At 73.5% G+C, this 21,090-nt stretch carries 17 protein-coding genes; 5 read left to right on the top strand and 12 right to left on the bottom strand.

Annotation, left to right across the window (positions count from 1 at the left end; genetic code table 11):
* Positions 1 to 204: 204 nt before the first annotated feature.
* Both AC5677_RS05795 and AC5677_RS05800 read right to left on the bottom strand, forming a co-directional pair.
* Entirely contained in the window at positions 205 to 816 is a 612-nt protein-coding gene (locus AC5677_RS05795; protein ID WP_497193918.1) for a TetR/AcrR family transcriptional regulator, read from the bottom strand.
* 64 nt (positions 817 to 880) lie between these two features.
* On the bottom strand, positions 881 to 1,744 hold the full coding sequence (locus tag AC5677_RS05800; RefSeq protein WP_497193919.1) for an alpha/beta fold hydrolase: 864 nt from the start codon (positions 1,742 to 1,744) through the stop codon (positions 881 to 883).
* Positions 1,745 to 1,936: 192 nt separating this feature from the next.
* Between AC5677_RS05800 and AC5677_RS05805 the strand changes: the two genes are divergently transcribed.
* On the top strand, positions 1,937 to 2,761 hold the full coding sequence (locus AC5677_RS05805) for a PP2C family protein-serine/threonine phosphatase (protein WP_497193920.1): 825 nt from the start codon (positions 1,937 to 1,939) through the stop codon (positions 2,759 to 2,761).
* Between the two features lie 12 nt (positions 2,762 to 2,773).
* Positions 2,774 to 3,775 (top strand): MASE1 domain-containing protein, encoded by a 1,002-nt coding sequence (locus AC5677_RS05810; RefSeq protein WP_497196520.1) that lies wholly within the window; start codon positions 2,774 to 2,776, stop codon positions 3,773 to 3,775.
* A gap of 9 nt (positions 3,776 to 3,784) precedes the next feature.
* Here the strand turns inward: AC5677_RS05810 and AC5677_RS05815 are convergent, their stop codons facing one another.
* The 3 genes from AC5677_RS05815 to AC5677_RS05825 are packed head-to-tail and all read right to left on the bottom strand — an operon-like array spanning position 3,785 to position 7,459.
* Complete coding sequence (locus tag AC5677_RS05815) at positions 3,785 to 4,198, bottom strand: DUF742 domain-containing protein (protein ID WP_497193921.1); 414 nt, start codon at positions 4,196 to 4,198, stop codon at positions 3,785 to 3,787.
* A gap of 28 nt (positions 4,199 to 4,226) precedes the next feature.
* Positions 4,227 to 4,676 (bottom strand): roadblock/LC7 domain-containing protein, encoded by a 450-nt coding sequence (locus AC5677_RS05820; protein WP_497193922.1) that lies wholly within the window; start codon positions 4,674 to 4,676, stop codon positions 4,227 to 4,229.
* Positions 4,673 to 7,459, bottom strand: coding sequence for a sensor histidine kinase (locus AC5677_RS05825; RefSeq protein ID WP_497193923.1), 2,787 nt, complete (start codon positions 7,457 to 7,459; stop codon positions 4,673 to 4,675). The genes AC5677_RS05820 and AC5677_RS05825 overlap by 4 nt, the downstream gene beginning before the upstream one ends.
* Before the next feature lie 375 nt (positions 7,460 to 7,834).
* Between AC5677_RS05825 and AC5677_RS05830 the strand changes: the two genes are divergently transcribed.
* A complete protein-coding gene (locus AC5677_RS05830; protein ID WP_497193924.1) occupies positions 7,835 to 8,218 on the top strand; it encodes a hypothetical protein in 384 nt (127 codons plus the stop codon).
* Between the two features lie 13 nt (positions 8,219 to 8,231).
* On the opposite strand, the gene AC5677_RS05835 is transcribed toward AC5677_RS05830, so the two are convergent.
* The gene (locus AC5677_RS05835) at positions 8,232 to 8,561 is read right to left on the bottom strand and encodes a bifunctional 3-phenylpropionate/cinnamic acid dioxygenase ferredoxin subunit (protein ID WP_403507960.1); all 330 of its coding nucleotides are present in this window, start codon (positions 8,559 to 8,561) and stop codon (positions 8,232 to 8,234) included.
* A gap of 170 nt (positions 8,562 to 8,731) precedes the next feature.
* Here AC5677_RS05835 and AC5677_RS05840 point away from each other — a divergent pair, with 170 nt between their 5' ends.
* Both AC5677_RS05840 and AC5677_RS05845 read left to right on the top strand, forming a co-directional pair.
* Complete coding sequence (locus AC5677_RS05840; RefSeq protein ID WP_497193925.1) at positions 8,732 to 9,604, top strand: IclR family transcriptional regulator; 873 nt, start codon at positions 8,732 to 8,734, stop codon at positions 9,602 to 9,604.
* Positions 9,605 to 9,852: 248 nt separating this feature from the next.
* The gene (locus AC5677_RS05845) at positions 9,853 to 10,938 is read left to right on the top strand and encodes an S-(hydroxymethyl)mycothiol dehydrogenase (RefSeq protein WP_497193926.1); all 1,086 of its coding nucleotides are present in this window, start codon (positions 9,853 to 9,855) and stop codon (positions 10,936 to 10,938) included.
* A gap of 35 nt (positions 10,939 to 10,973) precedes the next feature.
* On the opposite strand, the gene AC5677_RS05850 is transcribed toward AC5677_RS05845, so the two are convergent.
* The 6 genes from AC5677_RS05850 to AC5677_RS05875 form a co-directional block, all read right to left on the bottom strand.
* Entirely contained in the window at positions 10,974 to 15,701 is a 4,728-nt protein-coding gene (locus AC5677_RS05850) for a coiled-coil domain-containing protein (RefSeq protein ID WP_497193927.1), read from the bottom strand.
* 75 nt (positions 15,702 to 15,776) lie between these two features.
* The gene (locus AC5677_RS05855) at positions 15,777 to 16,676 is read right to left on the bottom strand and encodes a hypothetical protein (protein WP_497196521.1); all 900 of its coding nucleotides are present in this window, start codon (positions 16,674 to 16,676) and stop codon (positions 15,777 to 15,779) included.
* Between the two features lie 217 nt (positions 16,677 to 16,893).
* Positions 16,894 to 18,432 carry a hypothetical protein gene (locus tag AC5677_RS05860; protein WP_497193928.1) on the bottom strand — a complete coding sequence of 513 codons (1,539 nt, stop codon included), beginning with the start codon at positions 18,430 to 18,432 and terminating at the stop codon, positions 16,894 to 16,896.
* Between the two features lie 306 nt (positions 18,433 to 18,738).
* A complete protein-coding gene (pcp, locus tag AC5677_RS05865; protein WP_497193929.1) occupies positions 18,739 to 19,383 on the bottom strand; it encodes a pyroglutamyl-peptidase I in 645 nt (214 codons plus the stop codon).
* Positions 19,384 to 19,402: 19 nt separating this feature from the next.
* The gene (locus AC5677_RS05870) at positions 19,403 to 20,371 is read right to left on the bottom strand and encodes a DUF979 domain-containing protein (RefSeq protein WP_497193930.1); all 969 of its coding nucleotides are present in this window, start codon (positions 20,369 to 20,371) and stop codon (positions 19,403 to 19,405) included.
* Positions 20,368 to 21,075 (bottom strand): DUF969 domain-containing protein, encoded by a 708-nt coding sequence (locus tag AC5677_RS05875; RefSeq protein WP_497193931.1) that lies wholly within the window; start codon positions 21,073 to 21,075, stop codon positions 20,368 to 20,370. The genes AC5677_RS05870 and AC5677_RS05875 overlap by 4 nt, the downstream gene beginning before the upstream one ends.
* Between the last annotated feature and the right edge of the window lie 15 nt (positions 21,076 to 21,090).

Below are 21,090 nucleotides of genomic sequence, written 5' to 3' on the forward strand. Positions count from 1 at the left end.
TGCCGGGGAGCGGTGCAGCACACCGATGGCAGCTACAAGGGAACGGTACAACGTGCTTCGCGCGGCGCCCACTTGAGGTCCCGCCCGATCCGGAACGGCCGCTTCCCCAAGGCCGCCAATGGTCCCAAACGGTCGCGGAATAGGGCCCGTTGGGGCGGCGCCGGATCCGCTGAGGAGGCGGAGCGGATCCGTCGGGGCGGCGGGTCAGCTCTGGGCGAGCGCCGCGGGCCGGTCGAGGAGCCCCAGGAAGCAGACGAAGCTGGACTCCACGAAGGCGCACAGCTCGTCGTGGCCGGCGTCCTCCTCGGCCGGCCAGCTGAGGACGGCCTCCTCGGCGAAGGCCATCCAGGCCCGGGAGGCCAGGTCCAGCCGGGGGGCGTCCGGCATGCCCAGCCGCCGCCGGCCGTCGCGGACCCGGCGGGCGAGGATCTCGCGGGTCTCGTCGAGGATGTCGGTCACCGCGGGGTGACTGCCCGCGGCGCCCCGGACCAGCGCGAGATAGACCTGGCGGTGCGCCATGACGTACGCGACGAAGCCGGCGATGAAGGCCCGCACCCACGGGACCGGGGCCAGCGCCGCATCCGGTTCGGTGGCGGCCGTGAAGCGGTCGCACGCGGCGCGGACGACGGCGCGGAAGAAATCGCGCTTGGAGTCGAAGTAGTGGAACAGCAGTCCGCGGGAGATACCGGCCCGACGGGCGACCTCGTCAGTGGACAGTTCGTCCAGGGAGCGGTCGGCGAGCATCTCCAGACCGATGCCGACCAGCTGTTCCCTGCGCTGGTCGGGGGTGAGGCGGGTGACCCGCTTGCCGGACATGAGCGCAGTGTACGGGGGCCGGCCGGGCCGGAACGATCTCGGTGCGTCCCGGCCCGGCGGCCCGTCAGGCGTGCTTGCCGAGGTGGTCGAGGATCTTCGGGGTGACCACGTCCGGGACCTCTTCGGGCAGCCAGTGGCTGGCGCCCGGGAGCTCTTCGAAGGTGTACGGGCCGTCCACCCACTCCCCCGTCGACTCGGCCGCGACGCGGCCCAGGGCGACGTCCTCGCTGCCCCACAGGAAGAGGGTGGGCACGGCGATCCGGCCGGCGGGCACGGAGATGACCGATGCGGGCGCCCGGTACCAGTTGAGGGTGGCGGTCAGCGCGCCCGGTTCAGTGAGCCGGCGGACGTTGGCCTCGACGAGTGCCGCCGGGACCTTGCCGCCGTAGGCGGCGCGCAGCCGGCGGGCGTCGTCGGCGAGCAGGGCCGCCTCGGCGGGGTGGCCCTCGGTACGGAAGAAGCGGACGTAGTCCAGCCGATGGTGCTGTTCGGTGTCCCCGGCGGCGGCGCGGTTGAGCGCCTCGGGGTGCGGGGTGGCCAGTACGGTCAGCGACTTCAGCCGCTCGGGGTGGGCGCCGGCCAGGGCCCAGGCGACCATGCCGCCCCAGTCGTGCGAGACGAGGTGGAAGCGGTCCGCGCCCTGGGAGTCGGCGAAGGCGAGGGCGTCGGCGACCAGTTCGGGCACGGCGTAGTCGGCGATGCCGGACGGTCGGGCGCCCGGGGAGTAGCCGCGCTGGTCGACGGCGACGGCGCGGTAGCCGGCCGCGCCCAGGGCGGGGAGCACGGCGCTCCAGGAGTCGGCGAATTCGGGCCAGCCGTGCAGCAGCAGGACGAGCTCGCCGTCGGCCGGGCCGGTGGCCAGGGCGTCGTAGGTGTGCGGGCCGACCTGGAGTTCCAGGCGCTCGAAGGGGGCCGGTGTGGGGGCCATGGCGGCGCTCTCCTTGCATTGACAGATGCTTAACAGACACCGTACGCCCGCGTTGAGTATTGCTCAATAGGAGCGGTGGGGCGGGGCCGGGCCGGCCACCGACGCCCCTGTCCGTTCGGCGGTAACGTGAGAATCCAGCAGCGATTGGCCGACCGGAACCGGCCATTTCGAAGCTTCCGAGCGGAGTGTGGAATGAACCGGCGCCGCACCACCCCGACTCCACCCCCCGAAGAGCTGCTGCACGTCCTGGGCCAACTCACCGGCCGGGTCATGGAACGGATCAAGCTCCAGCAGGCCCGGGTGGCCCTGGCCGTGGAACTCCAGCGCCATATGCTCCCGCCCGAACTGCCGGCACTGCCCGGACTCCGGACCGCGGCCCGGTACGTACCGGCGCAGACGGGCCTGGACATCGGGGGCGACTGGTACGACGCGTTCGCGCTGCCGGACGGGTCGTTCGGCTTCGTCATCGGCGACGTGCAGGGCCATGACGTGGAGGCGGCCGCCTTCATGGGCCAGGTCCGGACCGGCCTGCGGGCGGTCACGGGCTCCACCACCGACCCCGGCGAGGTGCTGGGCCGGGCCAACGACCTGCTGCTGTCGATGCGCTCTGACCTGATGGCCACCTGTACCTTCCTGCGCTTCGACCCGGCCAGCGGCGATCTGGCCGGCTCCCGCGCCGGGCACGTACCGGCCGTCTGGGCCACCGCCGGCGGCGCTCATGTCCTGCAGGACCCCGGCGGGCTCCCGCTGGGTGTCCTGCCCACCGGGCCGTATCCGGTCACCCACCGACGGCTGTGCCAGGTGGGCGCGTTCGTCCTGATCACCGACGGGGTGGTGGAAGGACCGGCCTTCCCTCTCGAGCGGGGCCTGGCGCGGGTGGTCGACCTGGTCGGCGCGTCCTACGACGCGGACGCCGACCAGCTGGCCTCCGACGTGATCGCCGTGGCCGACCTGACCGGACACAGCGACGACGCCGCCGTCCTCGTCCTCCGTCACAACGGCGGTCCCTACCTCTAGCAGGCCGATGTGCTGCGCAACGAGTGGCTGAGCCGGCACGGCCCCACGGCCGTGCGGATCCTCTGCGTCGCGGCCGCCTACTACGCCGGCGCCAAGCTGGGACTGCTCCAGGAGCTGGTCCGTGGCCAGGTCACCCCGCTGTGGCCGCCCACCGGAATCGCGCTGACGGCCCTGCTCCTGCTCGGCCTCCGTACCTGGCCGGGGATCGCCCTGGGCGCCTTCCTGGTCAATGTGACGCTGGGCCCCTCGCTCCTGGTGGTCCTCGCGATCACCGCGGGCAACACCCTCGCCCCGGTGGTCTCCTGTCTGCTGCTGCGACGGGCGGGATTCCGGGTACGGATGGACCGGCTGCGCGACGCCGTGGCGCTGGTGTTCCTCGGCGCGCTGACCGGGATGCTGGTGAGTACGACCATCGGCAGCGGGGTCCTGGTGCTCTCCGGGGCCCTGAAGGCCGTCGATTTCTGGCCGACCTGGGCGGTGTGGTGGACCGGTGACGCGATGGGCGTCCTGGTGATCACGCCCGTACTGCTGCTCCTCAGCGCCGTGCGGCCGCCCCACCGGGCCCAGGTCCGCCCCCTGCGGTGGGCGGAGGCGGCGGCCCTGGTGATCGTCACCTTCGCCGTCACCGAGCTGGCCGTGAGCAGCTCGATGAACCTGCTCTTCCTCGTCTCCCCCTGCCTGATCTGGGCCGCGTTCCGCTTCCAGCGCGCGGGCGCCGCGCCGTGCGCCCTGCTGGTCTCCACGATCACGATCGTCGCCGCCGCCCAGCGGCACGGGCCGTTCGCCCATCACGACCTGTTCACCAACATGGTCACCCTCCAGGCCTTCAACGGGATCACCGCGCTGACCGCGCTGCTGCTCGCGGCGGTGGTCACCGAGCGGCGCGACACCCACCGCGAGATCAAACGTGTCGTCGCCCAGCTCGGCGAGGTCCTCGCCGATCTGGAGCCGGACATCTCACTGCGGCGGTGGCCGCCGCCCCATGAGCGGAAGCCGGACGACGACACCGGGTGACGGGCCGTCTCACAGCGCCCGCAGGCCGTCGATCACCTCGCGCAGCACCTGCTCGTCCGGCAGCTCGGCGGGCGGTACCGGCCGGCTGACCCGCACCAGCTCCGCCTCCAGCAGATCGCCGATGAGCACCCGCACCACGCCCACCGGCAGATCCAGTTCGGCCGCCAGCTCGGCGACCGACAGCGGCGCCTCACGGCACAGCTCGACGATCTCGACATGCTCGGGGGACAGCAGCTGGTCGGCCACCGCATGGCCCTCGCGGCTCTCGGCGATCACCTGCGCGATCAGATCCAGCCGCCCCTCCGCGGCCGTCCGGGTGCGCCCACGGGTCATCGCGTACGGGCGGACGACCGGTCCGGCCTCGTCGTCGAACCAGCGGGCCGCGCCCCGCTTCGGTACGGCTCGGCCGTCCTGATCACTCATGACGTCACCGTCGTCGGTCCGTCGCCGATCAGGTGGCCGGACCTGACCTGGGCGCCGCGCCCAGGTGCGTACCGACGCGCTTGACCAGCAGCGTCATCTCGTAGGCGATCAGCCCCACGTCGGAGTCGGCGTCGGCCAGGACGGCCAGGCAGCTGCCGTCACCGGCCGCGCTGACGAACAGGAACGCATCGTCCAGCTCGACCAGGGTCTGCCGGACCCGGCCCGCCTCGAAGTGCCGGCCGACCCCCCTGGCCAGGCTGTGGAAACCGGAGGCGACCGCGGCCAGATGCTCGCCGTCCTCGCGGGTCAGGTCCTTCGAGGCGCCGGTGGCCAGGCCGTCGCTGGAGAGGATCAGTGCCTTGCGTATCGAGCCGACCCGCTCCACCAGCTCGTCCAGGAGCCAGTTCAGGTCACCGGCCCCCTGCTGTGCGTTTCCCGGCGCCGTGGCGATGGACGCTGCTGCCTTCGATGCGGTCATGGACCGTCCCCTCCCGATGTGGTTCCTGGTGCTGTGCTGTCACCGTCGTCGCCGTGGGCCGGCGCCTCGTGGCCGGCCTCGGTGCGGTGGGTGTCGTCGTGTGCCGGGCCGTCGCCGTCGGGACGGTCATCGGCCGCGGTGTCCTCGCTGTCGCGGCGGCCGCGCTGCCAGCCGCGCTGGAGCGAGGCCATCCGGGCCCGTACGGCGTCGGCGTCGCGGTCGTCCGCGGGCTGCTCGCCCGGGTGCTCGCCGGCCTGCCGGTCGGGGTCCTGCCGCAGCTGGGGCGCCAGGCTGGCCTGGCGTACCCGGCGGGGCAGCCCGCCCGGCGTCGGCGGGGCGGGGGCCTCGGGGGCGCCGCCCGCGGGCGGCTCCTCGACGGGCTCCGGCCGCCGCGGACCGCGGCGCTGCGGTTCGTCCTGACCGGCGGACGCCTGTGCATGCGCGTCCCCGTCGTCGACCGTCCTGCCGTGGTCGGAGACCAGGACCGGCGGCTTGCGGCGGCGCGGCAGCGGGGCGGGGCCGCCGCCGGGCGTCTGGTCGCGGGCCTGCTGATGCTGCTCGCCGGACCGGACCGGCACCAGGCCGGGCGGTGCCGCCGGAGAAGGAGTGGGGCCGGTCGGCCGGGCTGCCGGTCCGGGCCGCTCACGGCCGCGTTCCCGGCCGCGGAAGACGCTGTCCGCGTCGTCGTCCAGGGGCCCCAACTCGTCCAGGGCGAGCGGCGCCTCCAGTTCGACCGGGCCGTCGATGACGCGCGGGGTGCGGCGCTCCGGAAGCGCCGCCGGCCCCCGGGACAGCGCCTGCCGGCCCGCGGCGCGCTCCAGCTCGTTGCCGCCGCGCCGGTCAGCCGGGTCGAGGGCATGCGCTCCGGTGTCCTCGCGGCCGCCCTCGGAGGTCTCGGTCAGGATCGCGCCGGGGATGAAGACCACGGCCGTGGTGCCGCCGTACGGAGAGGTCTGCAGGGAGACCCGTACGCCCTGCCGCAGGGCGAGCCGGCTGACCACGAACAGGCCCAGCCGGTCGGTGTCGGACAGCTCGAACTCCGGGGTCTCGGCGAGCCGGAGATTGGCGTCCAGCAGCAGGTCGGGGGCCATGCCCAGACCGCGGTCGTGGATCTCGAGGGTGAAGCCGTTGGTGACCCGCTCGCCCAGGACCTGCACGGCGGTGTGCGGCGGCGAGAAGACGGTGGCGTTCTCCAGGAGTTCGGCGATCAGGTGGGTGAGGTCGGAGACGGCCGGGCCGTCCACCGCGAGCCGCGGCAGCCGCCGCACCTCGATCCGTTCGTAGTCCTCCACCTCGGCGACCGCCGCGCGCACCACGTCCATCAGCTGGATCGGCTTGCGCCACTGCCGGGACGGAGCCGCGCCGGAGAGGATGACCAGGCCCTCGGCGTGCCGCCGCATACGGGTGGTGAGGTGGTCGAGGCGGAAGAGGTCGGCGAGTTCGTCGGTGTCCTCGGTGCGCCGCTCCATGGCGTCCAGGAGGGTCAGCTGGCGGTGCAGCAGCACCTGGCTGCGGCGGGCGAGGTTGACGAACACCTCGGAGACGCCGCGGCGCATGTCCGCCTGCTTGACGGCGGCCTCGACGGCGGCCCGCTGGAGGGTGTTGAGCGCCTGGCCGACCTGGCCGGTCTCGTCCTGGCCGAAGTCGAGCCGGGGCGCCTCGGTCTCCACATCGACCTGTTCACCGGCCGCGAGCCGGCGCATCACGCTGGGCAGGCGCACACCGGAGACCTCGTGCGCGGCCTTGCGCAGCCGGGTCAGGTCCTTGACGTGCTTACGGCCGATACGGAACGAGACGATGACCGAGACCAGCAGCGCGACGAAGCCGAGGACGCCGGCGATGACGGCCTTGAGGACGACGTGGGTGGCGTACGGCTCGACGCGCTTCTGGTAGCGGTCACCGGCCTCCTTGCCCATCCGGGTGAGGTCGTCGAGCACCTTGTCCGCGGCGGTGTTCCAGCGCTCGGCGTTGACGACGTGCGGCGCGGAGCGGGCGCCGGCCGCGATCGCGGTGTCCTCGTAGGAGGCCACCTCGCGCGCCCTGGCCGAGCGCCAGTAGTCCTCGAAGATCCCGCGGTCCTTGGCGGGCAGGAGGGTGAGGCTGGTGCCGTAGAGGATCCGGCGTTCGGCGACCCGGTCGGCGAGCATCCGCAGATCGCGCCTGCTCATGCTGCCGGAGGCGAGCGCCGCGGACATCAGCGCGTCCTCGCGGGAGAAGGACTCGCGGGCGCGGGTGACCTGCACCAGCGCGCGGGCCTGCTTGTCCATCTCCACGCTCTGCAGGGAGTTGAGCGAGGAGAGGAAGTCGTAGTTGGGGTCGACCATGGAGTTGTACGCCTCCAGGGTCTCGTCGCGGCTGACGGTGTTGTCCTCGACCTGTTTGCGCAGTTCGGGCAGCCCGGCCAGGGTCTCGATGACGTTCTTGGCCCGGTAGGCCACCCCGCCCTGCAGCTCGTCGAGCACGTCCGGATCCTGGGCGTTGCCGCGCAGCCGGGCGATGGCCTCGTCGGTGGCCCGGGTCTGCTGCCGCAGCTGGGTGAGCGCGTCGGCGCCGCGCCGGTCCGCGAGATACAGCAGGCTCTGGCGGCGCTCGCGCTGGAGGGCCTGGACGACATCCTCGGCCGGATAGCCGACCTTCTGCATGACGTTGGCGACATCGAGCAGCTGGTTGGCCTCGCGCCCGGTGATGTACGTCGCGAACGTCCACATGGCCGTCAGGGACACCAGCGGTACGAGCAGCAACGCCACGATCTTCCGGCGGATCGACTTTCCGCGAAAGCGCATGGCCTCCCCTACGTCAACCCCGGCGCACGGGGGTGGTGTTCCGTCAACAAACGGCGAGAGCCTACTACTGCCGAGTGACCAACCCGAAGACCTGCTTGGACGTTGGGGACCGCAGGCACGGCGGGATCGTCACGTGTTGTCCGTCGATACGCGGACAACACGCCCGTGGTCAGGGGTCTTGCGCACCGCGCGGGTACGGGGTGCGCGGGCCCGCCGAGTGGCCGGAATTCTCCTCCCCCGGGGAACTCCTCGCCGGAACGGTGCGTGACGATAAGGGAGGACGGGGAGCGGCACCAGGGACAGGTATCCGGCAAAATCCGGGCAGCCACCGAGGAGTCGGACAGGCGGGGAGAGTGCGGGGAGTGTGACGATTTCATGGACACCGACAGGCGTCCCTTGTGGCACGAGGAGCCGACGCCGCGGCGCCGGATGGCGGATCCCGTACGGACCGCCGCGGTGCGGGCCGTCATCATCGTCGCGATCACGCTAATTCAAGCCATGGTCGCCTTCTTGACCACACTGGCGGGTTCCTGGCTTGCCTTTCCCATGGTGCTCAGCACGGTCGCCAGCATCGTGGTGGCGACCTGGGCCGTGCTGGATGTGTGGGTGACGCGTCAGGTGTGGGTGCAGCGCCATGGTGTGCAGTCCCAACCGAGCAGTACGGCACGGGAGTTGCGCCGCGAGCGGCGGCGGGCGCGCCGGGCGGCGGCGCGGGAGACACGGGACGGCCCGTCCCGGATCGACCGCGCGGCCGCCTGAGCGCGACCGGCCGTTACGCCACCGCCTCTTCCCGTACGGCGGGCCGGACATGGATCATGCCGTCCACGACGCTGACCTCGTGGGTCCGCACGGGACGACGGGCGGGCAGGCAGGTCGGCGCTCCGGTCCGCAGGTCGAACAGCGCCGCATGCAGCGGGCATTCGACGAAGCAGCCCTCGACCCAGCCCTCGGAGAGCGAGGCGTCCTGGTGGCTGCAGGTGTCGTCGACGGCGTAGAAACCGCCCTCGGCGTGAAAGACGGCGATCGCCGGCGTGGTGTCGTCGATCTCGATCCGTAGGGACTCGCCCTCGGGCAGGTCCTCGATGCGGCAGACGGCAATCATCTGGCCCCCCTCGCGCTGATCGGTATCATCGTTTTGAATAACGCATCGCAGAGCGTGATGCGCAACAGAATCCAAGTCGGGGAGCGGGCCGTCAAGGGCTTTCCGGAGATCCGGACAAGCGCCCTGGGAGACGCCCCGCGGTGGCCGAACGGGCGGTGACGCAAACACCCATGTCAAGCACATCGAACGCATCAAACGCAGCCAACCCATCGAACGCACCGGACGCACCGGACACGTCGCGGGCGTCGGGCGGGGCGGCGACGGAGCGGCCGGAGGAGCGGCGCGGCGCGGCGGGCTCCGTCCAGTCGGTGGACCGCGCGGTGAGCGTGCTGGAGCTGCTGGCCCGGCTGGGCGAGGCCGGGGTGACCGAGCTCTCCGAGGAGCTGGGCGTCCACAAGTCGACCGCGTTCCGGATCCTCGGGGTGCTGGAGAACCGTGGGCTGGTGGGCCAGGAGAAGGAGCGCGGGAAGTACTTCCTGGGCGCCGGGGTGCTGCGGCTGGCGGGCGCGGCGGCGATCCGGCTGGACATCTCGCAGGAGGGCCAGCCGGTGTGCCGGGCGCTCGCCGACGACACCGGGGAGACCGCCAACATCGCGGTGCTGGACGGCGATGCGGCGGTCAACATCATGCAGGCCAGAGGCGCCGCGGCGGTGACCGCGTACAACTGGCTGGGCCGGCGCACCCCGCTGCACGCCACCGCCAGCGGCAAGGTGCTGCTGGCCCATCTGCCCCGGGAGCGCCGGGAGGCCCTGGTGACCCGCAAACTCGCCCGGTTCACCGAGAACACCCTGACCACGCCCACCGGGCTGCGCGAGCAGCTGACGGCCGCCTTCGCGGACGGATTCGCCCGTTCCACCGAGGAGCTGGAGATCGGGCTGAACGCGGTGGCGGCGCCGGTGCGGGCGCACGACGGCGCGGTGATCGGGGCGATCGGCGTCTCGGGGCCGGCGTACCGGATGGAGCGCGCCCTGCTCCCGGAGCTCGCGGAGCGGTCCGCGAAAGCCGCCGCCGATCTCTCCCGCCGGATGGGCTACCCGGGGTGACCGGCGGCCCGCGGCGGGGTGGCGGGCGGCGGTCTCCGGGCAGTCGCCGGGCAGCCATCGGGCAGCCACTCAGGCAGTCATCAGGCACTCATCCGGCACTCATCGGGCAGCGGGAATTCGCCTCTTGACGGATCCCTGACGGGCTTCCAGCATGTCTCCCATGGCGCAACCCAGAGCGCCATAAGCAACTTTGGACCGACGTCGCCGCACTGCCGGATCGTCGTCCGGGCGTTGTTGAGGAGTGAGACATGCCGTACGAAGTCCGCGCCGCCGTCGCCGTCAAAAAGGGTGCACCCGCCGAGGTGCAGACGATCCTGGTGCCGGATCCCGGCCCGGGGGAAGTACTGGTCGCCGTCCAGGCCTGCGGCGTCTGCCATACCGATCTGCACTACCGCGAGGGCGCGATCGGCGAGGACTTCCCGTATCTGCTCGGCCACGAGGCGGCGGGTCTCATCGAGGCCGTCGGCCCCGGCGTCACGGACCTGGCTCCCGGCGACTATGTGGTGCTCGCCTGGCGGGCGCCCTGCGGCCAGTGCCGGTCCTGCCGCCGCGGCCGCCCCTGGTACTGCTTCGACTCCCGTAACGCCGCCCAGCCGATGACCCTCCTGGACGGCACCCCGCTGTCCGCGGCCCTGGGGATCGGCGCGTTCGCCGAGAAGACGCTGGTCGCGGCCGGCCAAGCGGTGAAGGTGGACCCCGCGGCCCGCCCGGAGGCCGCCGGGCTCATCGGCTGCGGCGTGATGGCGGGTTACGGCGCCGCCGTGCACACCGGGGCCGTCGGCAGCGGCGACACCGTCGCCGTCATCGGCTGCGGCGGCGTCGGCAACGCCGCCATCGCCGGGGCCTCCCGGGCCGGCGCGCGGCGCGTCATCGCCATCGACCTGGACGACGGCAAGCTGGACGCCGCCGAGCGGTTCGGCGCCACCGACACCGTCAACTCCCGGGGTACGGACCCGGTCGAGGCGGTCCGGGGGCTCACCGGCGGCCACGGCGCCGATGTCGTCATCGACGCCGTCGGCCGCCCGGAGACGTACACCCAGGCCTTCTACATGCGCGACCTCGCCGGAACCCTGGTCCAAGTGGGCGTACCCGACCCGGAGATGAGGATCGAACTCCCGCTCATCGACCTCTTCTCCCGCGGCGGCGCCCTGAAGTCCTCCTGGTACGGCGACTGCCTGCCCAGCCGCGACTTCCCGGTCCTGATCGATCTCTACCTGAGCGGCAAGCTCCACCTGGACCGGTTCGTCACCGAGACCATCGGGCTCGAGGACCTGGAGGCGGCCTTCGCCAAGATGCGGCGCGGCGAGGTACTGCGGTCGGTGGTCACGCTCTGACGACCGCGCCCTGACGGCCACATCCTGACGAGCCGTCAGCCCGCGGAGCCGTCCGGCGCGTCCTCCGGCCCCGTCTCCTGCTGGACGGGCACCTGCGGTGCCTCGTCCGGGCGGCGGTACATCCGCGTCGCCGTGATCTGGCCGTGCACCGCCTCCCCCGCCGCATCCTGCTGCGGCAGGCCGGGCCGCAGATGCTCCTCGACGCTGATGTACTTCAGCCCGGCGCGCAGGTCCGCGTCATTGCGCAGCCGGATGACCAGCGGGAACTCCGCCAGCGCGGTGGTGTCGAAGAGACCGGTCGTATAGAGCAGCTGAACGCCGAGCGCATCGGCGACGGCGCGCTGGAGCTCCAGCAGATAGGTGGCGTTGGCGCGGCCGATGGGGTTGTCGAGGAACAGCGTGCCGGCGTGCCGCTGCTTGTCGCGGCCCCGGTCGTTGCTGCGCAGCGCCGCCATCGTGCAGTACAGGGCGATGGCAGCGGTCAGCAGCTGGCCGCCGGAGAAGACATCGCCCATCTGCCCGACGGGCACCCGCTCGGCGCGCAGCACCGCGTCCGGCTTGAGGATCTCCACGGCCACACCGCGCGGCAGCAGCGCCGCGCCGACGCCGCGCAGCAGCAGGGACATCCCGTCCCGCCGCAGATCGCTGTTCTTCTTGACCGCCGAACGGGTCGCCTCGTCGATGACCTCGCCCAGCCGCTCGGTGAGCGTGGCCTGATCGGGGTCCTCGAAGCGGATCCGCAGGAACTCCTGGCCCGACCACTCCCCCAGCCCCTCCGGCAGCCGGGACAGCCGCTGGGCGGAGCGCAGCGTCGTCAGGGACGACTCCACCAGGCCGCGCAGCCGGTCGACGATGGAGTCGCGGTTGCGCTCCAGCTGCGCCAGCTCGTCGGTGAGCACCCGCAGCCGGGGCGCGAAGGCCTCCGCCCACTTGGCCGCGTGGTCGGGCAGGGCCGCGGCGGGCAGTTCGCGGATCTGCTGCCGGGCGGGGGTGCGGACCTGTTCGTAGCGGGTGGAGTTGGCGTGCCGTACGAGGATGTCGGAGGCCTCGCGGACCGCGGCATCGGCGGCGGAGAGGTCGGCGGCGCAGCCGCGCAGCGAACGGCGGGACTCGGCCGCGGCCTGCCGGGCCTCCTCCGGCCGCCCGGCGTACGGCTCGATCTCGGCCTGCGCCGCGTCCGCCGCGCCCTCGGTGTTCTGGTTGTCCCGGAGCAGATCGCGCAGCAGCGCGGCGGTCTCGTCGAAGCCGCCGGCCGCGTCCTCGGCGGCGCGGTGGCCGCGCAGCAGCTCTTCGTGCCGTGCGCGGGCGTCCGCCAACGCCTCGGTGGCGGTGGCCAGTTCGGCGTTGGCGGCGCGCAGCAGCTCCTTGGCGCGGTCGGCGTCCCCGGGGACCAGCTCGTCGGGCAGCTCGGTGTGCGCCTCGCCGTCGACGGGCGCCAGCCGCTCGGCCTCGCCGCGCAGCCGGCCGAGCTGCTCGCTGGCGGCCGAGGCGCGGGTCTCCAGCATCTGGACGAGCGATTCGGCGCGGGCCGCGGCGGCCTGACGGGACGGGCCGTCGGCGGCCTCGGGGCTCTCCAGGAGCGCCTCGGCGCGGGTGCGGACCTTGTTGGTGAGGCGGTTCAGCTCGGCCAGGGCCGCGGATTCGTCGCCCTCGGCGCGGGCCTGTTCGGCGCGCAGATCGGCGCCGACACCGACCTTTTCGTAGACCTGGGAGGCGGCGCGGTAGGCCTCGCGCAGCGCGGGCAGCGAGGCATTCGCCCCCTCGGGCGCGGCGCCCGGGTCGTCCGGTACGCCGGCGATCTCGGCCCGCTCGGCGCGCAGCGCGCGGGCGGTGCGGCGGGCGTCGTCGGCGGTGCGCTGGGCGGCCCGGCGGTCCTCGTCGGCGGCCCGTGCGCGGTCCACGCACTCCTCGGCGCGGGCCTCGAACTCGGCCGCCTCATCGGCCAGTTCACGCAGCCGCGACTGCCAGGCGGGGCGCTCGCGCAGGCGGTGGGCGAGCCCGGCCAGCAGGTCGGCGGCGCGGCGGGCGCGCTGGGCGCTCTCCTGCCGCTCGTCGCGCACCCGGGTGGCCTCGGCCGCGACCTCGTCGGCCTCGGCACGGACCGTACGGGCCTCGGCCAGCTCGGCCGCCGCCGCGTCCGCGGCCGTACGGGTCTGCTCCGCGGCCTCGGCCAGCTCGGCGAGGCGGCCCTGCGGGCATCCCGTCCGCCAGGACGCGAGCCGGGCGGCCAGCGCGCGGTCCCCGGCGAGGCGGGCGGCGAGCCGGCGGATCTCCTCGTCGCGCTCGGCGGCGCGGGTGCGCAGCGCCTGCCGTTCCTCGTCCGCCGCCGATTCGTCGTGCATCGCGGGGTTCGGCGGGACGAGAAATACCTGGGAGGCGCCGCTGTCCGAGCCGTCGGGGGCGGGGGTGGGCGCGAGCAGCGCGGCGGCCGTGCCGACGGCGACCGCGGAGCGGGGCAGCAGCGCGGCCTGGGCGAGCACCTCGCGGGCCCGAGCGTGGGTGTCGGGGTCCGTGATGATCACGCCGTCGACCAGCTCGGGGCGGGCGGCGAGCACCCGGGCGTGGTCGGCCGGGTCGACGGACTGGGCGAGATAGCGCCAGCCGGGCAGCGCGGGGACGCCGTGCTCGCCCAAGTACTCCACGGCGGCGAGCACATCGGGCCCCGGCGGCAGCAGTCCGCCGTCGCCCAGCGCGCCCAGGATCCGGGAGTCGTCGGCGGCGGCCGTGCGCAGGTCGAACAGCTGGCGCTCGGCCGCGGCCACGCCCTCCTCGAGCAGCTCGCGCAGCGCGTCGGCGTTGCCGTCCAGCTCCTCGGCGGTCAGCGGCCCCGCGGGATCGTCGCCGTCCGGACCGTCGCCGTCCGCACCGGCGTCGGCCGTGCGGGGGCCGGGCAGCGCGACGGCCTTCGCCTCGGGAAGTCCGAGGAGGTCGGCGAGCCGCTGCTCGGCGCCGATCGCCCCGGCGGCACGGCGTTCGGCGTCGTACGCACGGTGTGCGGCGGTGGCGGCGTCCTCGGCGCGGGCCGCCGCCAGCTCCGCTGCGGAGTGCCGGGCCGCGGCTTCCCGGGCACGGTCGGTGGCCTGCCGGGCGGCCTCGCGGGCCGAGTCCCAGGCCTCGACCGCGGTCTTCTCCGCGTCGGAGGCGGCGAGCGCGGCGCGGGCCGGGTCGGCGTCCGGGGCGGAGTCGTCCAGCCAGCCGGCCCGGACGGCCTCGGCGGTCTCCTGGGCGACCTCGGCCAGCCGCTGTTTGAGGTGATCGGCCTCGCTGCGGGCGCGCTGGGCGTGGGTGGCGGCGGCGGTGGCGTCGCGGTGCGCCGATTCGCCGGCCTCCTGGAGGGCGGCGGATCGTTCCTCTTCCTCGTTGGCGTTCCGCTCGCCCGCCTCGGCGGCCGTGTGCAGGGCGCGGACGAGGTCGGTGGCGGCGGTGGCACGGGCGGCGAGCGCCGGGGCGGCGTCCCGCTCGGCCTCGCGGATGGCGGCCGCGACCCGCGCGGAGCGGTCGGCGGCGGCGCGGTGCCGGAGCGCGATCTCGGCGGCCTGCCAGGCGCTGTGCAGCGTACGGGCGTCGTTCAGCTCGCGGCGCTGGGCGGCGGCGCCCTTCTCGGCGGCGGCCAGCGCCAGCGAGGCATGGCGGTAGGCCAGCTCGGCGGAGACCAGGGAGCGGCGTTCGCGGGTGCGTTCGGCGTCGGTGACGCGGTGCGCCGCGGCGGCGAGTTGTTCGGCGAGCTCGGCGGCCCGGCCACGCTCCAGGGTGCCGCGGGCATGCAGCCGCTGGGCCAGGCCCCGGGTGCGCCGCTCGGCCCCCGCATGGACCTCGCGGGCCCGCTCGCGCTGCTCGGCGGCCTCGGCGATCCGCGACAGCAGATCCAGCGACCCGGCGGTGAAGTCCCGCTCGGCGGTCAGCTCGGCGCGTCGGCCGAGCTTGTGCGCGAAGCCGTGCACCAGGTCGGCCAGGCCGTCGGTGTCACGGGTGTCGGTGACGGCGCGCAGCAGCAGATCGGTGAAGTCGGAGTCGTTCTTGACCGCGAACAGTCCGGCGGCCTCGCCCTCGTCGGCGTTCATCTCCCGCTGGTACCGGAACAGTTCCGGATCCAGGCCCAGCGCACCGAGGTGCTCGTTCCACCGTTCGTGGATCTCCTCCCACACCACGTCCAGATTCGGGTAGTTCTTCCCCGCCTCGGTCAGGACGTCGCGGAAGCCCTTCATCGTGCGGCGGCGGCCCTGCGCCCCGGAGGCGCCCTCGCCGTTCTCCTGGCGGGGCCGGACGATGGTGGCCTCGGCCACCGGGAGGGAGTCCAGGCTCATCCCGGGGCCCGGCCGGAAGCTGTACCAGGCCTCGGCGAACTTACGGGGGTCGTTGGAGACCTGGCGGCCGCGCCATTCGCTGACCTTGCCGACGACGATGCTCTCGCCGGTGAGGACGTGCTGCCATTCCAGGGCGACATGTCCGCAGTCGTCGGCGAGCAGGAACTTGCGCAGGACGCCGGAGCTGGCGCCGCCCAGGGTGTTGCGGTGGCCCGGCAGCATCACCGAGAAGATCAGCTTGAGCAGGACGGACTTGCCGCCGCCGTTCTCCAGGAAGAGCACGCCGGCCGGGGCCGGGCGGCGCGGCGGGCCGACCGGTTCGTCCTCGAAGAAGTCCGCCTGCGCCGGCGCCGGTCGGGGCACGGGCGCGCCGACTCCGCGCAGGTCCAGCACCGTGTCGGCATAGCGCGCACCGGCGGGCCCGATGGAGTAGAGGCGGACCCGGGACAGCTCGTACATGGCGGACTCTCGTTGTGGTGTCGGTCGGTGGTCTGGCGGGCGGAACAGCGGTCGTACGGCGGTGATCGCGGGCGGTCAGCCGGAGTGGAAGGGCAGTCCCTCGCCGGCGACCAGCTCGAGGTCGTCGGTGTCCTCGCCGGGCAGCAGCGAGCCGCTGCCGTCGGCGACGGGGACCACGCCCAGCTCCAGGAGCTCGGCCATGGCGGCGCTGCCGGCCATGTCGCGGACCTGGAGCTGATAGCGGGCGGTGGTGCGGTACGCGCCTCCGGCGTCGTCGCCGGTGCGCTGGAGGAATCCGGAGTCGACGAGGAAGGTGACGGCCTTGGCGATGATGCCGGTGGTCGAACCGGCCAGCCGCCGGGCGTCCTTGGTGGCGCCGGTCGCGCTGCGCCGGGCATAGACCCGCCAGGCCGACTCCAGGCCGGGCGCATCGCTGACCGGGTCGGTGTTCTCGCCGTCCTGCGCGGCGCGCTCCTCCAGGCGGCGGCAGGCCTGGCGGACGAACGCGTCGACGCCGTTGACGGTGATCCGGCCGATGTAGCCGTCGTCGGCGAGGTCCTCGGGGCGCGGGAACGCCAGCGCGGCGACCGCGAGATGGGCCAGGCCGTGCAGAAAGCGGTCGGCGGAGTCCGTGGAGGCGCGGCGGGCGTAGTCGCCCATCCGTACGGCGAAGACGGAGTCCTCGGCGGCGGTGACGGCCATCCCGGCGCGGGTGGAGACCTCCAGGACCACCAGGCCCAGGCCGGTGGCGACCGCGTCGGCGAGGCGGGCGAAGGCGGGCTCGTCCCGATAGCGGCGCAGCAGCTCGCCGTACTCGGCGTCGCGGGCGGGCAGCAGCTTGGGCTGGAGCCCGAAGGAGACCAGCCGGGCGGCGTCCGCGGCGTCGGCCGGGCTCAGGGCCGCGGGGGCGGCCGGCGCCGGCGTCTCGTCCGCGGGCCCGCCCCAGGACGGGGCGTCGCTCACGGACTCGGGCACCGCCTGGTCGGCGGCGGTGTACCCAATGGACTCGGTCACGGTTGAAGCTCCTTGTGCGGGGTCCGGACGGCCGGGCGGGTGTGCGGCGGCGGTATCCGGCGGGCCGGGCGCATCGGGCCCGGGGACGTCGGTCCCGTGGGCGTCGATCCCGGGGGCGTCGGGCTCGGGGGCATCGGGCCTGCGGACATCGGGCTCGGGGGCATCGGGCTCGGGGTCATCAGGCCACCTCCGAGCGATCGGCGGCCATCCCGGCCGCGTCCAGCAGGGCCGTGCCGACGATGAGGTCGGCGCCGCCGAACTCGGGATCGGCCAGCTCCGTGCCGTCGTCCACGGCGAACAGCAGCTGCGACTCGCCCTGGCGGTAGGCCGTACCGACCGGGGGGCTGGCGGCGTGCACCGCCAACAGGGCCACGAGATAAGGGAGTTCGGGGTCCTTACGGCGCGCATCGGCCAGCAGTCCGGAGAGCCGGCGGGGCGCGTCGGCGGGCAGGTCGAGGAGCTCCATCGCGGCGTCGAGCTGCTCCTCGCTGAAGCGGCTGTCGTCCGGCGTGGCCACCAGATCGGGCTCGGGCATCTCGGCGCCGAGGTGTTCGCGCTCCAGGGGCGGCGTGAGCAGCATCTCGACGAGATCGCCGACGCGCACCGCGGAGGGGGTGCGCAGGCCCGTGCCGCGGGCGAAGAAGGCGTCGGTGACGCGGATGGCCCGCTCGGCGGGCAGCGGCAGCAGCGGCGCGACCAACTGGCCGTAGAGGTCCAGGCCGGAGCGGGCGGTGGGGGTGGCGAAGGCCTGCCGGTCCTGCTCGGCGCGGAAGAGCGGGCCGGCTTCCAGCAGCCGGGACTGGAGCTGGGTGTGCCGCCGGATGCAGTCCTTGACGATGTCGACGAGCTCCGCGGCGCGCCGCTTGTGCTCGCCGGTCTTCTCGTCGACGGCCTCGGCCTCGTCACGGACCTTGCGGATGTTGGTGAGGATGGCGTTCTCGTGGCGGTAGCGGTCCGCGACATGGTCCAGCGCCTCGGCGATCATGTCCGGGACGGTCTCCAGCCAGTCGACCGCGCGGACGTTGCGCCGGGTGGCGTCCAGGGTTTTGCGCAGCGTCTCGGCGTACTGCACGGTGCGGTAGCGGGCCTGCTCGGCGGCGAGCTGGGCGTCGGCCAGCCGGCCGCGGCTGATCAGCACCTCGAGCTTGACCTCGGCGGCGATCTGGGCGCTGGTGACGTCCGTGTCGAGCGCACCGACCAGGACGTTGACCGCCTCGTCGGTGGCCCGGAGGTAGACCGTGCCACCGGGGCCCGGGACCTCCTCGATGAGCTTGAAGTCGTAGTCGCGGCGGACGTACTCGCCGTCGGTGGTGAACGTGCCGTAGACGGCCCGGAAGCCGCGGTCCACGCTGCCGACGTTGATCAGATTCTCCAGCACCCAGCGGGCCACCCGTTCGTGCTCGCCCTGGGCGCGCCGGGGAGCCTGGGCGGCGACCCGCGGGAGCACCTTGGCCACTATCTCTTCATGATCGGCACCGGTGTCGAAGTCCATGTTGAGGGTGACGAGGTCGATGACGGCGAGCGCCACCTCCGCCATCGCGTAGCCGCTGTACTCGCCCGCGAGGTTGGCCTTGCGCGCGTCGAGGTCGTGCAGCGGCGCGGTGCATGCCAGGGCACGCAGCCGACGGGCCAGGCCTTCGTCGGCGGCCGGTCCCGGCGCGGGCCGGGCCGGCCCGTTGAGCTGGGACGCAGCGGTCCCCGGGGCGGAAAAAGTCACGTCGCACAGAGTAGGCGCTCGCACTGACAACGGACGAAACGGCGCGGTGCGCCACCGCGCAGGAACCGCTGGTGGAACCGTTGCGGGGCCCGTTGATGGACCCGCTCACCGGCCGACGCACCAGTCTACGGCGGCCCCGTTCCGCGACGTTCCGCGCCCCCGCCCCCACCCCCCCCCCACCCTGCCCTCCCCCCTTCGGGGGGGGGAGGGCAGGGTGGGGGGGGAGGGTGTGTGGGTGGGGTGGGGGGCGGAAGCCGCGCCTCCGCCCTGAGGTCGGAGCCGGAGACCGAAGCCCCTCCCCCACCCTCAGTGCGTAGCCCCCTCCGCCACCCGGACATCCGTGCGCACACGGGCCGCCGTGGCCGCGATCTCCCCCAGCGCCCGCGCCACCGCCGCAACGGGCAGTGAGGGCTGGGCCCGGTCGACGACCTGCTCCGGCGCGTAGGGCACGTGGACGAAGCCGCCCCGTACGCCGGGCAGTTCGGTGGCCAGGAGATGCGCGAGCCCGTAGAACACGTGGTTGCAGACAAAGGTGCCCGCGGTGTTGGAGACCGAGGCGGGCACCCCCGCGGCGCGGACCGCCGCCACGCAGGCCTTGATCGGCAGGGTGGAGAAGTACGCGGCGGGGCCGCCGGGCACGATCGCCTCGTCGATCGGCTCGGCGCCCGCAACATCCGCAATGCGAGCATCGTCCACGTTGATGGCGACGCGCTCGACGGTGACGTCCGGGCGGCCGCCCGCCTGGCCGACACACACCACGATCTCGGGACGGGCGTCCGCCACCGCGGCACGCAGGGCGCTCAGCGAGGCGCCGTAGACGCAGGGCAGTTCCACGGCGGACACCTCGAGGCCGGCGGGCGGCCCGTCCGCGACGGCGCGGACCGCCTGCCAGGAGGGGTTGACCGACTCGCCGTCGAAGGGCTCGAATCCGGTCAGCAGTACCCGGGTCATATCGGGGTCCTCGGCGGGCTCAGAAGGCGAACAGGGACATGAAGACGATGTTGCAGCCGAGCAGCACGCCGGCGGTCGGCAGCTGGGCCTTGATGGGCCCGTACCGGTCCTTCAGTTCCAGCAGGGCCGCCGGGACGATGTTGAAGTTGGCGGCCATCGGGGTCACGAGGGTGCCGCAGAATCCGGCGAGCATGCCGAGGGCCAGGACGGCGGCGGGGTTGCCGTCGAAGTGGCCGATCAGGACCGGCCAGCCGACGGCGGCGGTCATCACCGGGAACGCGGCGAAGGCGTTGCCCATGATCATGGTGAACAGGAACATGCCCACGCAGTAGACGACGACCGCGACATGGAGCGAGTCCTCGGGCAGCACGGCGGTGGCGAGCTTGCCCACCTGGATGCCGACGCCCGAGACCTGGAAGATGGCGCCCAGCGTGGCCAGCATCTGCGGCAGCAGCATCGCCCAGCCCATCGCCTCCAGCATGGAGCGGCCGGACTGCACGGGCACCGAGATCCGCTTCTCGCGCAGCATGATCATGGCGACGACCAGGGCGACGACGGCGCCCAGGCCCAGTCCCAGAATGGTCTCGCTGCCCTCCTGGAGGACGGGTTCGCCCCCGAAGGAGAGGTGCTTGACGCCGATCGCGCAGACCATCGCCACGAGGGGGATGGTGAGCGCGGGGACGAAGAGCTTGTTGCCGAGCCGGGCGGCGGCGGCCGCGCGCTCCGTCGCGGTGGTGGTGCGCGGGGTGCCGCGCCCGGTGCATCCGAAGCCCGCCAGAGCGGCCATGACCAGTACCGCGACGCCCAGCGGCTCGGCGGGCGCCTGTTTGGTGACCACCCAGCTGCTGTAGAAGAATCCGGCGCCGACCAGGCCCCAGAAGGCGCCGGTGCCCAAGCGCTTGGGGTTGCTGCGGTCGGTGAACATCTGGGCGGCCATCACCAGGAAGCTGAGGCCGACCAGCCAGTAGAACCACTCTGCCTTGATCACTTGGCGGCCTCCATCGCGACGGTGCCGGCCGGGACGGCGCCCAGTTCACGCTCCAACCGGCGGTCCAGCCTCAGCAGTCGCCAGCCGTGGAAGACAAAGGCGCACACCGCGGTGGGGATCGCCCACAGCGCGAGGTGCAGCGGCTCGAGGTGGGTGCCGTAGGAGGTGTTGACGAAGCCGGTGATCAGCAGGATCGAGCCGACGGCCAGGAAGACGTCCTCGCCGAAGAACAGGCCGACGTTGTCCGCACTGGCGGCGAACGACCGGACCTTCTCCCGTGCCCGTTCCGGGAGTTGCCCGTACCTGCGCTCCGCGGCGCCCTCGGCCATCGGCACGGCGAGCGGGCGGACGGTCTGCGCGGGCCCGAAGACGTTGGTCAGCCCGACCGCGGCGCCGATCTGCCGCAGGCCCAGATAGAGCGCGAGGAAGCGTCCGGTGGTGAGTTTGGCGAACCTGGCGATGAGGTTGGCGGCCTGCTCCTGGAGGCCGTAGCGCTCCAGGAGGCCGATGACCGGGAGGGTGATGGCGAAGATCGTCGCCGCGCGGCTGTTGGCGAAGCCGTCCCCGAAGGCGGCCAGCACCTTGCCGGGTGAGAGCCCGCCGAGGAAGCCGGTGGCGATGCCGGCCGCCCCGACGACCAGGAGGGGATTGCGTTTCGTGGCGAAACCGACCACCACCACGAGCACACCCAGGAGAACGATCATGGGTCCGCCTTCCAC

It is taken from the genome of Streptomyces sp. JLSY215, from assembly GCF_059682825.1.

Excerpts from the sequence above, each read along its gene's own strand:
- AC5677_RS05830 (WP_497193924.1), top strand. The coding sequence starts at position 7,835 with ATGGACACCGACAGGCGTCCCTTGTGGCACGAGGAGCCGACGCCGCGG.
- AC5677_RS05800 (WP_497193919.1), bottom strand. The coding sequence starts at position 1,744 with ATGGCCCCCACACCGGCCCCCTTCGAGCGCCTGGAACTCCAGGTCGGC.
- AC5677_RS05805 (WP_497193920.1), top strand. The coding sequence starts at position 1,937 with ATGAACCGGCGCCGCACCACCCCGACTCCACCCCCCGAAGAGCTGCTG.
- AC5677_RS05875 (WP_497193931.1), bottom strand. The coding sequence starts at position 21,075 with ATGATCGTTCTCCTGGGTGTGCTCGTGGTGGTGGTCGGTTTCGCCACG.
- AC5677_RS05825 (WP_497193923.1), bottom strand. The coding sequence starts at position 7,459 with ATGCGCTTTCGCGGAAAGTCGATCCGCCGGAAGATCGTGGCGTTGCTG.
- AC5677_RS05845 (WP_497193926.1), top strand. The coding sequence starts at position 9,853 with ATGCCGTACGAAGTCCGCGCCGCCGTCGCCGTCAAAAAGGGTGCACCC.
- AC5677_RS05820 (WP_497193922.1), bottom strand. The coding sequence starts at position 4,676 with ATGACCGCATCGAAGGCAGCAGCGTCCATCGCCACGGCGCCGGGAAAC.
- AC5677_RS05850 (WP_497193927.1), bottom strand. The coding sequence starts at position 15,701 with ATGTACGAGCTGTCCCGGGTCCGCCTCTACTCCATCGGGCCCGCCGGT.
- AC5677_RS05835 (WP_403507960.1), bottom strand. The coding sequence starts at position 8,561 with ATGATTGCCGTCTGCCGCATCGAGGACCTGCCCGAGGGCGAGTCCCTA.
- AC5677_RS05815 (WP_497193921.1), bottom strand. The coding sequence starts at position 4,198 with ATGAGTGATCAGGACGGCCGAGCCGTACCGAAGCGGGGCGCGGCCCGC.
- AC5677_RS05795 (WP_497193918.1), bottom strand. The coding sequence starts at position 816 with ATGTCCGGCAAGCGGGTCACCCGCCTCACCCCCGACCAGCGCAGGGAA.
- pcp (WP_497193929.1), bottom strand. The coding sequence starts at position 19,383 with ATGACCCGGGTACTGCTGACCGGATTCGAGCCCTTCGACGGCGAGTCG.
- AC5677_RS05840 (WP_497193925.1), top strand. The coding sequence starts at position 8,732 with ATGTCAAGCACATCGAACGCATCAAACGCAGCCAACCCATCGAACGCA.